Source organism: Pseudomonas nitroreducens TX1 (genome assembly GCF_000313755.1).
In the GTDB taxonomy this organism is placed as follows: Bacteria; Pseudomonadota; Gammaproteobacteria; order Pseudomonadales; family Pseudomonadaceae; genus Pseudomonas; species Pseudomonas nitroreducens_A.
The window spans coordinates 104,388-117,155 of record NZ_AMZB01000137.1 but is presented as its reverse complement, the minus strand read 5'-3'; the positions used below and the strand labels follow the sequence as shown (position 1 = coordinate 117,155).

The 12,768-nt window shown below is 64.2% G+C and carries 14 protein-coding genes; 6 read left to right on the top strand and 8 right to left on the bottom strand.

Going from position 1 to position 12,768, the window contains the following annotated elements; all coding sequences use genetic code 11:
* The first annotated feature begins 31 nt into the window (after positions 1 to 31).
* Both C167_RS0130215 and C167_RS0130210 read left to right on the top strand, forming a co-directional pair.
* On the top strand, positions 32 to 781 hold the full coding sequence (locus C167_RS0130215; RefSeq protein ID WP_017522053.1) for an FKBP-type peptidyl-prolyl cis-trans isomerase: 750 nt from the start codon (positions 32 to 34) through the stop codon (positions 779 to 781).
* A gap of 374 nt (positions 782 to 1,155) precedes the next feature.
* Complete coding sequence (locus tag C167_RS0130210) at positions 1,156 to 1,581, top strand: YkvA family protein (protein ID WP_017522052.1); 426 nt, start codon at positions 1,156 to 1,158, stop codon at positions 1,579 to 1,581.
* Here the strand turns inward: C167_RS0130210 and C167_RS0130205 are convergent.
* Entirely contained in the window at positions 1,569 to 2,327 is a 759-nt protein-coding gene (locus C167_RS0130205; RefSeq protein ID WP_017522051.1) for a transporter substrate-binding domain-containing protein, read from the bottom strand. The two genes, C167_RS0130210 and C167_RS0130205, sit on opposite strands and share 13 nt — an antisense overlap.
* A gap of 84 nt (positions 2,328 to 2,411) precedes the next feature.
* Between C167_RS0130205 and C167_RS0130200 the strand changes: the two genes are divergently transcribed.
* The 3 genes from C167_RS0130200 to C167_RS0130190 all read left to right on the top strand — a co-directional run bounded on the left by C167_RS0130200 (position 2,412) and on the right by C167_RS0130190 (position 3,578).
* Positions 2,412 to 2,729, top strand: a complete 318-nt coding sequence (locus tag C167_RS0130200) for a helix-turn-helix domain-containing protein (RefSeq protein ID WP_017522050.1) — start codon at positions 2,412 to 2,414, stop codon at positions 2,727 to 2,729.
* The gene (locus C167_RS0130195; RefSeq protein WP_017522049.1) at positions 2,726 to 3,091 is read left to right on the top strand and encodes a hypothetical protein; all 366 of its coding nucleotides are present in this window, start codon (positions 2,726 to 2,728) and stop codon (positions 3,089 to 3,091) included. Before C167_RS0130200 ends, C167_RS0130195 begins: the two co-directional genes overlap by 4 nt.
* A 70-nt stretch (positions 3,092 to 3,161) precedes the next feature.
* Positions 3,162 to 3,578 (top strand): sel1 repeat family protein, encoded by a 417-nt coding sequence (locus C167_RS0130190; protein ID WP_235154366.1) that lies wholly within the window; start codon positions 3,162 to 3,164, stop codon positions 3,576 to 3,578.
* Position 3,579: 1 nt separating this feature from the next.
* On the opposite strand, the gene C167_RS0130185 is transcribed toward C167_RS0130190, so the two are convergent.
* Together C167_RS0130185 and C167_RS0130180 are read right to left on the bottom strand one after the other, a co-directional pair.
* Positions 3,580 to 5,328: a bifunctional diguanylate cyclase/phosphodiesterase gene (locus C167_RS0130185; protein ID WP_017522047.1), complete on the bottom strand. Its 1,749-nt coding sequence runs from the start codon at positions 5,326 to 5,328 to the stop codon at positions 3,580 to 3,582.
* Between the two features lie 89 nt (positions 5,329 to 5,417).
* Positions 5,418 to 7,496: a carboxy terminal-processing peptidase gene (locus C167_RS0130180; protein ID WP_026079369.1), complete on the bottom strand. Its 2,079-nt coding sequence runs from the start codon at positions 7,494 to 7,496 to the stop codon at positions 5,418 to 5,420.
* A gap of 138 nt (positions 7,497 to 7,634) precedes the next feature.
* Between C167_RS0130180 and C167_RS0130175 the strand changes: the two genes are divergently transcribed.
* Positions 7,635 to 8,597, top strand: coding sequence for an NAD(P)H-quinone oxidoreductase (locus C167_RS0130175; protein WP_017522045.1), 963 nt, complete (start codon positions 7,635 to 7,637; stop codon positions 8,595 to 8,597).
* 78 nt (positions 8,598 to 8,675) lie between these two features.
* On the opposite strand, the gene C167_RS0130170 is transcribed toward C167_RS0130175, so the two are convergent.
* The 5 genes from C167_RS0130170 to C167_RS0130150 are packed head-to-tail and all read right to left on the bottom strand — an operon-like array spanning position 8,676 to position 12,741.
* Complete coding sequence (locus C167_RS0130170) at positions 8,676 to 9,329, bottom strand: HAD family hydrolase (protein WP_017522044.1); 654 nt, start codon at positions 9,327 to 9,329, stop codon at positions 8,676 to 8,678.
* Entirely contained in the window at positions 9,329 to 10,324 is a 996-nt protein-coding gene (locus C167_RS0130165; protein ID WP_017522043.1) for an ABC transporter ATP-binding protein, read from the bottom strand. Before C167_RS0130165 ends, C167_RS0130170 begins: the two co-directional genes overlap by 1 nt.
* A complete protein-coding gene (locus C167_RS0130160) occupies positions 10,321 to 11,109 on the bottom strand; it encodes an ABC transporter permease (RefSeq protein ID WP_017522042.1) in 789 nt (262 codons plus the stop codon). Before C167_RS0130160 ends, C167_RS0130165 begins: the two co-directional genes overlap by 4 nt.
* On the bottom strand, positions 11,093 to 11,935 hold the full coding sequence (locus C167_RS0130155; protein ID WP_017522041.1) for an ABC transporter permease: 843 nt from the start codon (positions 11,933 to 11,935) through the stop codon (positions 11,093 to 11,095). Before C167_RS0130155 ends, C167_RS0130160 begins: the two co-directional genes overlap by 17 nt.
* Positions 11,932 to 12,741, bottom strand: coding sequence for an alkaline phosphatase family protein (locus tag C167_RS0130150; protein WP_017522040.1), 810 nt, complete (start codon positions 12,739 to 12,741; stop codon positions 11,932 to 11,934). The genes C167_RS0130155 and C167_RS0130150 overlap by 4 nt, the downstream gene beginning before the upstream one ends.
* Positions 12,742 to 12,768 lie beyond the last annotated feature (27 nt).

Genomic DNA, 12,768 nt, shown 5'->3' with positions numbered 1-12,768 from the left:
AGCCATGACGGCGCAAAGACAAGGATTCAGCATGAAACAACATCGGTTGGCGGCAGCGATCGCGCTGGTCGGCCTGGTTCTCGCGGGCTGCGACAAACAGGCCGCCGAAGTGGAACTCAAGACTCCTGCGCAGAAAGCGTCCTACGGCATCGGCCTGAACATGGGCAAGAGCCTCGCCCAGGAGGGCATGAATGACCTGGATTCGAAAGCCGTCGCCCTGGGGATCGAAGACGCTGTCGGCAAGCAGAAGCAGAAGCTGACCGATGAAGAGCTGACCGAAGCCTTCACCGCCCTGCAGAAGCGCGCTGAAGAACAGGTCGCCAAGAAGAATTCCGAAGCGCTGGAAGCCGGCAAGAAATTCCTCGAGGAAAACGGCAAGCGCGAGGGCGTGGTCACCACCAAGTCCGGCCTGCAGTACGAAGTCGTGAAGAAAGCCGACGGTCCGCAGCCCAAGGCCTCCGACGTCGTCACCGTTCACTACGAGGGCAAGCTGGTCGATGGTACTGTCTTCGACAGCTCCATCCAGCGTGGCAGCCCGATCGATCTGCCAGTTGGCGGCGTGATTCCGGGTTGGGTCGAAGCCCTGCAACTGATGCACGTCGGCGAGAAGATCAAGCTCTTCATCCCGAGCGAACTGGCCTATGGCGCCCAGAGCCCGAGCCCGACCATCCCGGCCAACTCCGTGCTGGTGTTCGACCTGGAACTGCTGGCCATCAAGGACCCGAATCAGCCTGATGCCGCAGAAGCTCCGGCACCGGCCGCGGAAGCGCCGAAGAAGTAACTGAGTACCTTCGTACCAGAGAAAACGCCCCGTTACCCACGGGGCGTTTTCATTTATGCGCAAAGCGCTCTGGAACGGCGTACTGACCGCAGGGTCTGAAAGGAAGTAACCTTGGGCGCGGTGTTACCCTTATGCACATATTTGACGCAGATGAAACAATGTCCTCCCCTTGACATTGATCGGCCCATCGCTTAGCCGCAACTGCATGATTTTTAACGCATTTACAGGGCTGAACAAAAAATCGCCGATCTGTCTGCAGGCCTCGTGGCTCGGGCGTTTTGGCGATGTAGGGGGTGGCTTTCAACAGAGTTATCCACAGGAAAGGTGGATAACCTGAACCCGCTCTGTACGAATCTTCCTATCGAGGTGAATCGATGAAAAAGCCTCCGGGATTTGATCGTTTCCTGAAGCTCGCCAGCCGTTTCATTGCGGGTGGGAGATTGCCGGCGCTGCTGTTCGCGGTGTCGCGCAAGAGTGGCCGGATCAAGCTGGCCAAGACCGATCTGAAGTTGCTGCAGGAGTTGCTGGTGGCGTGGGTCCGTGGCGATTATCGCGGTATCAGTTCCCAGGCGCTGGTGTCGGTGGTGGCGGCACTGTTGTACTTCCTTTCGCCGGTTGACCTGGTGCCTGACTGGCTGCTGGGTGTCGGCTTCCTCGACGACCTTGCGGTACTGGCCTGGGTAGTGCGCCGTTGGCAAGCGGAGATCGACGCCTTCAAGCTCTGGCGTGATGCACAAGGCGTGGAAACCCGCGAGGCCCTGAAGCAATTGCCGCCGCCGGAGGCGATTCAGCGCCTTTGACGCACCCGCGCATTCTGTTCGCCCAGCAGGCGCTGAATGGTGCCGTCATCCACCATCGTCTGCAGCACGGCATCCAGTCGCTCGGCCGCCAGCGGCAGGGCCGGGCCATAGGAGCAGTGGATCGAGTAGCGCTGTACGTTGCTGCGGCTGATCGCCAAGGGCAGTTGGTTGTGCTGGGCGAGAAGAAATTCCAGCGGACGGCGCATGTCGATCAGCGCGTCCAGGCGCCGCGCCTCAAGCATGTGCAGGCGGGTATCCAGATCGCGCACATCGGCGCGTTTGGCCCTGCCGTCGGCAAAGGCCTGCATCAGTGGCTCGGGGTAGATGTAGCCGAGGTTGGTGCCGACGCGAATGCCGTCCGCGTGGGAAAGATCGTCCAGCAGGACGGAATCAGCCCGCTGGGCGATGACATCCTCTTCTTCGAACAGGCTGGGCGACCAGTGCAGCTTTTCTGGCGCCTTCATCCACTGCGGATTGTTGATGCACAGCAGGTGGATTGCGCCCTGTGCCAGCGCGGATTCGGCACGCTTGTCCGGCGTTTCCACGAAGCGAACCTCGAGCCCCAGGCGCTGTCCGACGGTTTCGCCCAGGTCGCGGATGAAGCCAGGCGCCAATTCATGGTCGATACTTTCCGCGTAGGGCATGCCGTTGCTTGGCGAATAGCCCCAGCGCAGCTCCTCGGCGTTACACAGGGCGCTGGCCAGGCAAAGGCAGAACGGAAGCAAGCGCTGCACGTCGGTCCCCATGTCTGTGGCGAGAGGCGCTGCGCAGTATAGCCGGCACAGGCGCGCATCAGGCTGTTAAGATGGGCGCCTGCAAGGAGTGTTGTCATGAACGTTCAAGTCATCATGCGTGACGGCGAAGCGGAGTACGCCGTGGTTCCCTGGGCTGAATACCAGACCCTGCTGGCCGCTGCTGGCCGTGGCGTTGCGCAGGTCGTCAAACCCGTTTCCGCCCCGGCGCTCGACGAAAAGCCGGACTGGAAAACACTGCGTGAAGCCCGTGGCTTATCCCTTGAAACATTGGCGCGTTCGGTGGGTATCAGCCCGTCCTACCTGGAACTGATCGAGAACGGCGAACGCGAAGCCAGCGACGCCATCCAGCACGGCCTGCGTCGTGCCCTTGGCACTGGGGAGTCCGTTTCTTGAGCGTGCAGATCAGTCGCAAGCATTGGGAAGGCCTGCTCGGCGAGCTGGAAGATGCTCGCCGTCAGCGTCACCTGTTGACCTACCGCGCGCTGATCGAGCGCCTGCAGCTGCCGACGCCGGCGATGACGGTGCTGACCGCAGCGCTGGAGCATCTGGCCGCGCTGGATGCCCGCGCCGGCCGTCCGTTGCGCAGTTCGCTGGTGATCAGCCAGGGCGCCAGTCGTTTGCCGAGAACCGGCTTTTTCGAGTATGTCGAACGCCTCGGTCGCTTCTCCGGCGCGCCGGATGGCCCCGCGGCCGCCGGCTGGCATGCGGCGGAAGTGGCGCGAGTCTTCGAGTTCGAGTACTCCGAGGAGCTTTGACGTGGCGACACCTCGCGAGCTGTTCTGGCGCTTGCGTGCGCGGTTGAGTTACGCCGTGGCGCGGCGCCTGATGGGCTGGCCGTGGATGGTCCGCCAGCCGCGTTCCTGGGCCTGGATGCAGGGCCAGTTTTCGCGCATGGCTGCGCTGGGCGACATCGGTGCGCAGAGTTTCTACGGGCACCTGTTGCTGTTCCGCGGACAGGGTTTCGGCGCGCGCGAGGAAGGCCTGCGTCTGCTTCGTGCCGCCGCTGCTGCAGGCGATCACAAGGCGGCGTACCAGTTGGGCGTGCAAGCGCTCAAGGGCGATACCCGGCACGTCGGTGATGCGCAGGAAGCGGCACGCTATTGGGCGCAAGCCGCCGAGGCGGGCCACCCACTGGCGGCACGCAAGCTCGGCGAGCTGTATCGCAGCGGCGGTCCTGGCCTGGAAGCCGATGAGGCCCAGGCCGAGCGCTACGAAACGCGCGCCCGCCAGTTGGGGCTCTGACTCAATCTGTCGTGAGGATGTGCAGGCTGTAGCCGGGCATGTTCTTCGCGTGACGCTTGGCCTCCGAGGCCAGCCCGGCCAACTGGCTGGCATCCAGGCGCTGCCCGGCGCCACGCTTCACCTGCACTACGCCGATCGACAGTGACAGCAGCGGATACTCCTCGCGTCGCCCCTGGCGGTTGTGCGCGACGAAGCAGCCCGCGTCCAGGTGCTCGCGGCTGTAGAAGCGCCGGCACTGCCCCTGGAAATCCTCCAGCAGGTGATTGAGCCGTTCGCGCCAGTCCTGCGTGCCTAGCACCAGCATGAAATCGTCGCCGCCGATGTGGCCGACGAAATCCCGCGTCGGGTCCACGCGTTCGCCCAGGCACTGCGCCAGGCACAGCAGGACTTCATCGCCACGCGCGTAACCGTAGAGATCGTTGAAAGGCTTGAAGCTGTCGATGTCGACGTAGCACACCACGGCTTCGCGGCCCTGCTGCAACAGGCGCGCCAGGCATTGCTGAATCGGCACGTTGCCCGGCAGCAGGGTCAGCGGGTTGGCGTGGCGGGCCTGGCGTAACTTCTGCTCGGTGATCAGCTTGAGCACGTCGATCACCCGGCCCAGGCCAAGGTAGCGGCCGTTCAGGGTGATGATGAAGTCTTCCTCGATGCGCTGCCGCGCGCGACTGGTCAACAGGCGGCTGACCTGCTGCAGCGTCTGGCTGCGCTCCACCGCGAGGAAGTCATCGCTCATCAGTCGGCTGATCGGTTTGCGCGCATACAGCTCCGGAGCGAAGGGCTTGAGCAGGGCCTCGGACAGCGCGTGCCGGTGGACGATCCCTACTGGCTGGTCGTCCCGGTCCAGCACTGCCAGCGAATTGAGATTGGCCTGCGCGCGGAAGGCCTCCAGCACATCTCCGATGGGCGTGCCGTCGCGCACGGCCGGTTGCTCCAGCAGCAAGGGGTTGAGATCGGATTGATCTTCGGCGAGCAGGGCGCCGGCGCTGTCGACTTCCGGCAGCAGGGTGCGCGCGTCACGCGGTGGCGTTTCGTTGGGACGGCCGAGCAGGTAGCCCTGCACCAGGTCCACGCCCATCTCTGAGAGCACGGCCAGCTCTTCCGGAATCTCGATGCCTTCGGCGATCACCTGGGCGCGGGAGGCGTGGGCCATCTTCAGGATCGAGCCGACGAACTCGCGCTTCACGGCATCCAGGTGGATGCCTTCGATGAAGTGTCGGTCGATCTTCACATAGTCGGGACGCAGCTCGGACCACAGGCGCAGGCTGGAGTAGCCGGCGCCCAGGTCGTCCAGGGCGATGGAGAAGCCCATGGCGCGGTAGTGGTGCAGCGCGGTGTCGAGCAGGGTGAAGTCCTCGATGGGCGTCTGCTCGGTCAGCTCGATCACCACGTCGCTGGGCGAGATGCCGAAGGTCTGCAGCAGCTGCAAGGTGCGGCCGGGCTGGTGGGTCGGTTCCAGCAGGGATTCCGGCGATACGTTGAGGAACAGCCTGCCCTCCAGTTTCAGGTCCCGGAAGCGCGCGCAGGCCTTGCGCCGGCAGAGCAGCTCCAGCTGGCTCAGACGACCGCTGCTGCGGGCAATGCTGAACAGCGGCAAGGGCGAATGCAGGGGGCCGTTGGACGGGCCGCGGGTAAGGGCTTCGTAGCCCACCAGGCGCCTTTCCGAAAGCGACAGGATGGGCTGGAACAGGCAGTGCAGGTCGCCGTGAGCGAGGATCTGGTCCAGCGCGCTCAACTGCTCGGTGACGGTCATGACGGTTCTCGGTGGCTGTAAAAGTAAAGGGCCGGTTTCCCGGCCCTGTGCATTTCACGACAGTGTCATGACTGTTTGATGTCACCCGATCAGTGTTTGGCCACCTGGGAATCCAGATTGAGGTAATCGATCAGGATGTGCCCTGATTCGGTGAGGTAGGCGTCGTCCTGCGGCTTGGTCTTGTCCTCTTCCGGCAGGGCGTTCTCGTCTTCCTTCTTCAGCTCCTTGAGCGGCTCCTGGCCCTTGGACTTGCGCAGGGCGTTCTCCATGGCCAGTTGACGGTTCTCGATGCTGGTCTGCTGAGCGCGTCGCTTGGCTTCGTTGAGACTGACGGTCTTTTCCTTCATCAGCTCCTGGGCCAGGGCGAGACGCTCGCGGGCATAGACGAAGTCCGCGTTGTGCTCGGTGCGCGCATCGTGACGGGTGCGCAACTGGTCGAGGAACGGCTTGAACGGATCGACCTGGGCCTTCAGCGCGGGCTTGATGGTGTCCCACGGCATGGAGTCGGGCAGGGCGCTCTCGCCGATTTCCTTGTCGTCGACGATGGACGGGTAGGCGATGTCCGGTATCACGCCCTGGTGCTGGGTGCTCTGGCCGGAGACGCGGTAGAACTTGGCCAGGGTCAGCTTCAGCTCGCCATGGTTCAGCGGCTGGATGGTCTGCACGGTGCCCTTGCCGAAGGTCTGGCCGCCGACGATGAGCGCGCGGTGGTAGTCCTGCATGGCGCCGGCGAAGATTTCCGAAGCCGAGGCGGACAGGCGGTTGACCAGCACGGTCATCGGGCCGGTGTAGAAGGCCTTGCCTTCGTCATCGTTGAGGACGTCGACACGGCCGTCGCTGTTGCGCACCAGCACGGTCGGGCCCTGGTCGATGAACAGGCCGGTCAGCTCGGTGGCTTCCTGCAGGGAGCCGCCGCCGTTGTTGCGCAGGTCGATGACGATGCCGTCGACCTTGTCCTTCTGCAGCTCGCCGATCAGTTTCTTCACGTCGCGGGTGGTGGACTTGTAGTCCGGGTCGCCCGCGCGATAGGCCTTGAAGTCGAGGTAGAAGGCCGGCACATCGATGATGCCCAGCTTGTAGTTCCTGCCTTCGTGATCGATGGTGATTTCCGACTTCTTCGCCGCCTGGTCTTCCAGCTTCACCGCCTCGCGGGTGATGGTGACGATCTTGCTGGTCTGGTCGTTCGGCGCATTGGTCGAGGGGATCACTTCCAGGCGCACCTGCGAGCCTTTCGGGCCGCGGATCAACTTGACCACCTCATCCAGGCGCCAGCCGACCACGTCGACCATCTCGCCCTTGCCCTGGGCGACGCCGATAATCTTGTCGGAAGTGGCGATCTGCTTGCTCTTCTCGGCGGGGCCGGCCGGGACCAGGCGCACGACCTTGACGTAGTCGTTGTCGCTCTGCAGGACGGCGCCGATGCCTTCCAGAGACAGGCTCATGTTGATGTCGAAGTTTTCCGCGCTATCCGGAGACAGGTACTGGGTGTGCGGATCGTAGGTCTGGGCGAAGGCGTTGATATAAGCCTGGAAGATGTCTTCGCTGCGGGTCTGCTCCAGGCGCATCAGCTGGTTCTTGTAGCGCTTGGTCAGCTGTTCCTGGATGGCCTTGTTGTCCTTGCCGGCGATCTTCAGGCGCAGGACTTCGTCCTTCACCTTCTTGCGCCACAGGTCGTCGAGAGCAGCGCTGTCTTTCGCCCAGGGCGATTTCTCGCGGTCGATTTCCAGAGATTCGTCGGTGTTGAAGTCCATCTTGTCGACGCCCTTGTTCAGGGTGGCCAGGGCGAAGTCCAGGCGCTCCTTCAGGCGGTCGAGATGACGCTTGTAGATGGTGAAGCCGGGCTCCAGTTCGCCGCTCTTGAGGAAGTCGTCGAACTGGGTGCGCCAGGGTGCGAACTGGTCGATGTCGGACGCGGTGAAGTACATGCGCGCCGGATCGAGGGTCTTCAGGTAGCTGTCATAGATCTTTGCCGAGCGCTCGTCGTTCAGCGGCGGCTTGTTGTAGTGATGGCGCTTGAGCAGTTCAACGATGTTGAGGCTGGCGATCACTTGATCCCGGTCCGGCTGCAGGCCGTCCCAGACGTTCGGGCTGGTGGTGGCCGCGAACGAGGAAAAGGCGGTTGCGCCGAGGATGAACAACAGGGCGGTACGGGGCAAAAATCGCTTCATGCTGATTCGACTGATCGCGGAGTTATGACGCATATTAGGCCTTAATTGGCGGCGCCGGGTTCAATCGCAGGTGAATTCGGCGCGAAGAAAGGGCCCGACCTTTCGGATCGGGCCCTGCGAAGTCACTATGGAGGCAGCGTGAACGCATTGCAAGGCATCGAAGGGCGAGTGGAGTGGGTTGAGCGCCCCAACCCGACTTGCGCACAGGGACAGATTCGCATCCAGGTCGCCGCGGCGGGACTCAACCGCGCCGACCTGTTGCAGGTGGCCGGCCTCTACCCGCCGCCGCCTGGGGCGAGCGACATCATCGGCCTGGAATGTTCCGGCGTGGTGACCGAGGTCGGCGCCGGCAGCACCTGGCAGGTGGGCGACCGCGTCTGCGCGCTGCTGGCCGGCGGAGGCATGGCTGAGGAAGTGGTGGTGGACCAGCGCCATGCGCTGCCGGTGCCCGCGGGCCTGAGCCTGGCCGAAGCTGCCGCGCTGCCCGAGGTTTACGCCACGGCATGGCTGAACCTGTTCATGCTCGGCGCACTGCAACCCGGTGAGAAGGTCCTGTTGCACGCGGGCGCCAGCGGCGTCGGCTCGGCCGGTATCCAATTGTGCAAGGCTTTTGGCAGTCCGTGTTGGGTAAGCGTCGGATCGGCCGATCGTCTTGCCTATTGCCAGGATCTGGGCGCAGAAGGCGGCGTGCTGCGTGGCGAGAGTCTCGAATCGCTTCGGGATTTCGCTCCCTTCGATGTGATCCTCGACCCGGTGGGAGCGAACTACGCCAAGCTGGATCTGGAAATCCTCGGCCGTGACGGTCGATGGGTGGTCATTGGCCTGATGGGCGGTCGCAAGGCCGAACTGGACCTGGCCCTGCTGCTGGGCAAGCGCATCCAGCTGATCGGCTCGACCCTCCGATCGCGCGACGCCGACTACAAGGCGCAGCTGATCGCCGAGCTTGGGCAGAAGGTCTGGCCGCTGTTCGAATCAGGCAAGCTGAGCCCGCAACTGGAGAGCACCTTCCCGGTCCGCGACGCGCAGAGCGCGTTCGATGCCCTGGCGAGCAACCAGGTGCAAGGCAAGGTGGTGGTGCTGATCGACGAAAGCCTGAGCTGAGGCTCGGCGCGCCAGCTCGCGCCTGCAGAACCGCTGATGAAAAGGGCCGCTTCCGCGGCCCTTTTCCATTGCGCGACGTCACTTCCAGTTGAGGACGTCCCAGCCCATCTTCTGCGCGTGCTCCAGCAACACCGGGTCGGCATTCACCACGTGCGGCTTGCCCACCAGCTTGAGCAGCGGCAGGTCGTTACGCGAATCGGAGTAGAAATGTGCCTCGGCCAGGGAACTGTCGTCGCCTTCTAGCAGGTCGAGCAGGCGCAGCACCTTGCCTTCGCGGTAGGTGAGCACGCCCACGGTGCGACCGGTGTAGTGGTCGTTCAGCACTTCCAGGTCGATGGCCAGCACTTCGTCGATGCCGATCCGTTCGGCGATGGGCTTGACCAGGTGCACGCCGGAGGCCGAGATCACCAGCGGACGGTCACCTGCCTCACGGTGGCGGGCGAGGGTGGCACAGGCATCGCTATGGATCAGCGGCTCGATCACGTCCTCGACGAAGGCTTCCACGTCACGCTCGATTTCTTCCACGCTGCGCCCGGCCATCGGCTCCAGGGCGAAGGCCATGTAGTCCTCCATGGGCAGCTTGCCCTGCGCGTACAGCGCCATCAGTTCGGCGTCGCGCTTGAGGAACGACTCCGCGTCGACCCAGCCCAGATCGGCCATGCGCTTGCTCCACAGGCTCGCGCAGTCGCCGTCGATCAGGGTGTCGTCGAGGTCGAATATCACCAGGGCCATCAGGCCACCTCCCGAATGCTTTCAATGTCTACTTGCAGGCCAAGCTGGGTGCCGGCCGGGTACAGGCGCTCGGCGCTGCGATTGAGGACGTCCACGGTCAGCTCGACGCCGCTGGCGTCGACCCGGTAGCGGATCACGTTGCCCAGCAGGCTGTGGGAGAGTACCCGAACCGGGATGCCTTCGCCCGGCTCCACGCTCAGGCGCAGGGATTCGGGACGGATCGCCACCTGCTGGCGGAAGGGACGGTCAAGCAGTCGGGTCGCCTGGGCAGCGTCGAGCAGGTTGTAGTTGCCGATGAAGCCGGCGGCGAAGGCGTTTTCCGGGGCGGTGTAGAGCGTCTCGGCGTCGCCGCTCTGGACGATGCGCCCGGCGTTCATCAGCACGATGCGGTCGGACAGCGTCAGCGCTTCTTCCTGGTCGTGGGTGACGAACACCGTGGTCAGTTTCAATTCCTGCTGGATGCGCCGGATCTGCTCGCGCAGGTGCTTGCGGATGCGTGCGTCCAGCGCCGACAGCGGCTCATCCAGCAGCAGTAGGCGCGGCCGGGTGACCAGTGAGCGGGCCAGGGCGACGCGCTGGCACTGGCCGCCGGAGAGCTGGTGCGGATAGCGCGCTGCCAGCGGGCCGAGCTCGACCATCTCCAGCGCCTCGCGCACGCGCTGGGCGGACTCCGCCGCCGGCACTTTCTGCATGCGCAGGCCGAAGGCGACGTTCTGTTCCACGGTCATGTTGGGGAACAGCGCATAGCTCTGGAACACCATGGCGATGCCGCGCTTCTGCGGGCTCTTGGGCACGATGTCCTCGCCGTCCAGCAGGATGCGCCCGCTGTCCACCGCGGTGAGTCCGGCGATGCAGCGCAGCAGGGTGGACTTGCCGCAGCCGCTGGGGCCGAGCAAGGTGACGAACTCGCCACGCTCGGCGGCGAAATCGATGTCCTGGAACACCGTGGTGGTGCCGTAGCTCTTGTTCAGTGTCTCGACGCTGAGGAAGCTCATGCCTTGTCCTTGCTTAAACGGTTCGCCGCCCAGGTGAGCAGCAGGACGAAGAGGAAGTAGGAAACCACCACCGCGCTGGTGTAGTGGCCGCTGCTGTTGCGCATGTTGTTGAGGAACACCTGCAGCGTTTCGTAGCGGGTGCCCACCAGCAGGTTGGCGAAGACGAACTCGCCGATGAGGAAGCTGAAGGACAGGAACAGCGCCACCATCAGGCCCTTGCGCAGGTTCGGCAGTACCACCAGCAGGGCGGCCTGCCAGGTGCTGGCGCCGAGCAGGTGGGCGGCGTCCATCAGGTCGTGCAGGTTGATTGCCTGCAGATTGTTGCTGATCGCCCGGTACATGAACGGCAGCGCGATGGTGAAGTAGCAGCCGATCAGGATCCACGGCGTACCGACTATGGGCACCGGGCCCGAGGCGTAGAGCTGTAGCAGGCCGACCGACGACACCACCGGCGGCACCGCGAAGGGCAGCAGGATCAGCACGTTCATCAGCGCATCCAGGCGCGGGAAGTAGTAGTGGATGACGAACATCAGCGGCAGCACCAGCGCAACGCTGAGGATCAGTGAGCCGAAGCACACCAGCAGTGACTGGCCGAAGGCAACGAGGAAGCGCGGGTCGCTCCACAGGGTCAGGAACCACCTCAGGGTCAGGCCGTCCGGCAGCACGCTGGCGCTCCACGAGGTGGCCAGCGAGTAGAGCAGGGTGGCGGCCAGCGGCACCAGCAGGATCAGGAACAGCGCGTACACCACCACGCGGTGGTAAATGTGGTTAGCGTTTCGCGACATGGTAGCTCCGGCGCAGCAGCCACTGGTGGGCCAGGGTAATGATGCTCATCAGGCCGACCAGCACCATCGCCAGCGCACTGGCCATGTTCGGGTCGAGGAACACGTCGCCCGAGACCAGCCCGGCGATGCGGATCGGCACCACGTTGAAGTTGCCGGTGGTCAGCGAGTACACCGTGGCGTAGGCGCCCAACGCGTTGGCCAGCAGGATGACGAAAGTGCCCAGCAGGGCCGGCGTCAGCACCGGGATGCCGATGTGCCGCCAGAACGCCCAGTGGCTGGCCCCCAGGAGAGCGGCGGATTCGCGCCAGTCCTCGCGCAGGGCGTCGAAGGCCGGGTAGAGCAGCATGACGCCGAGGGGAATCTGGAAGTAGGTGTAGAGGATGATCAGGCCAGTCTTCGAGTAGAGGTTGAAGTCCTCGATGATCCCCGCCTGCTTCAACAGCAGCGTGATCGCGCCGTTGAAGCCCAGGATGATGATGAAGGCGAAGGCCAGCGGCACCCCGGCGAAGTTGCTGGTCATATTGGCGAAGGCCATCACGAAGTCGCGCAGCTTGCTGTCCACCTGGCGCAACGAGTAGCTGCCGAGGATGGCGACGAACAGCCCGATCAGGCTCGACCATACGGAGATTTCCAGGCTGTAGCGGATCGCCTGCCGGTAGAACGGCGAGCCGAAGATCTCGCTGAAATTGGCCAGCCCCCAGCCATCGCCGGTGCGCACGCTGTTGATCATCACCCACAGCAGCGGGGCGAGCTGGAAGGCGAAGAAGAACAGCGCGAAGGGCAGCAGGCAGAGCAGGGCGAAGAGTTTTCCGGTATTCGATCTCATGCCTTGAGCAACTCCCGACAGACCGGTTTGTCGTGGGCGGCGCCGAGGATTTCGCACAGCGTCCCGCAGAGTTCGACCTGACGCGGGCGCGCCTGGTCATCGAGGCTGAACGCCTCGCCGAAGACGAACAGCGGTACCTCGCGCTCTTCGGGAAGGATGCCGCCGTGGGTGCGGTCATCGTTCATGCCGTGGTCGGCGGTGACCATCACCTGATAACCGGCGGCCAGCCACTGGTGCAGGTACTCGGAAAGAATGATGTCGACGTGGCGCGCGCTGTTGCGGTACTGAGGCGTGCCCAGGCCGTGCTTGTGGCCGGCGTCGTCGATGTTCATCGGGTGCACCAGCAGGCAGTTCGGCGCATGGCGGCGGCGCAGGGACTCGGCGTCGGTGAACAGGTGCGAGTCGGGGTAGTGGTCGGTCCAGTAGAAATGGCCGTGCTGGATCGGCAGGGTTTCATCATCGGTATGACGGTCACGCGCCGGGTCGAAGGGCGTGCGGTTGTAAAGCTCGCTGACCCAGTGATAGGCAGCGGCGGCGGTGCTCAGACCGGCATCGCGGGCGTAGTGGAACAGGCTGCGCTGGTTGGACAGGCGCGATACGTCGTTGTGCAGGATGCCGCTGTCGATGGGCGGCACTCCCGTGAGGATGCATTCGTAGAGCGGGCGGGACAGCGAGGGGAGCTCGCATTCCAGCCGGTAGAGCTGGCCGCGGCCGGCGTTGCACAGGGCCTGCAGGTGGCCCATGCAGTCGTGGGCGACGCTGTAGTTGAGGCCGTCGAGGACGACCAGGATGACGTCGTGGCGCATGGAGCGGGGCCTTCGTTGAAACGCGGC

What these genes read in the sequence shown, in the direction of transcription:
- C167_RS0130215 (WP_017522053.1), top strand. Translation starts at nt 32, where the DNA reads ATGAAACAACATCGGTTGGCGGCAGCGATCGCGCTGGTCGGCCTGGTT.
- C167_RS0130210 (WP_017522052.1), top strand. Translation starts at nt 1,156, where the DNA reads ATGAAAAAGCCTCCGGGATTTGATCGTTTCCTGAAGCTCGCCAGCCGT.
- C167_RS0130205 (WP_017522051.1), bottom strand. Translation starts at nt 2,327, where the DNA reads ATGGGGACCGACGTGCAGCGCTTGCTTCCGTTCTGCCTTTGCCTGGCC.
- C167_RS0130200 (WP_017522050.1), top strand. Translation starts at nt 2,412, where the DNA reads ATGAACGTTCAAGTCATCATGCGTGACGGCGAAGCGGAGTACGCCGTG.
- C167_RS0130190 (WP_235154366.1), top strand. Translation starts at nt 3,162, where the DNA reads ATGGGCTGGCCGTGGATGGTCCGCCAGCCGCGTTCCTGGGCCTGGATG.
- C167_RS0130185 (WP_017522047.1), bottom strand. Translation starts at nt 5,328, where the DNA reads ATGACCGTCACCGAGCAGTTGAGCGCGCTGGACCAGATCCTCGCTCAC.
- C167_RS0130180 (WP_026079369.1), bottom strand. Translation starts at nt 7,496, where the DNA reads ATGAAGCGATTTTTGCCCCGTACCGCCCTGTTGTTCATCCTCGGCGCA.
- C167_RS0130170 (WP_017522044.1), bottom strand. Translation starts at nt 9,329, where the DNA reads ATGGCCCTGGTGATATTCGACCTCGACGACACCCTGATCGACGGCGAC.
- C167_RS0130165 (WP_017522043.1), bottom strand. Translation starts at nt 10,324, where the DNA reads ATGAGCTTCCTCAGCGTCGAGACACTGAACAAGAGCTACGGCACCACC.
- C167_RS0130160 (WP_017522042.1), bottom strand. Translation starts at nt 11,109, where the DNA reads ATGTCGCGAAACGCTAACCACATTTACCACCGCGTGGTGGTGTACGCG.
- C167_RS0130155 (WP_017522041.1), bottom strand. Translation starts at nt 11,935, where the DNA reads ATGAGATCGAATACCGGAAAACTCTTCGCCCTGCTCTGCCTGCTGCCC.
- C167_RS0130150 (WP_017522040.1), bottom strand. Translation starts at nt 12,741, where the DNA reads ATGCGCCACGACGTCATCCTGGTCGTCCTCGACGGCCTCAACTACAGC.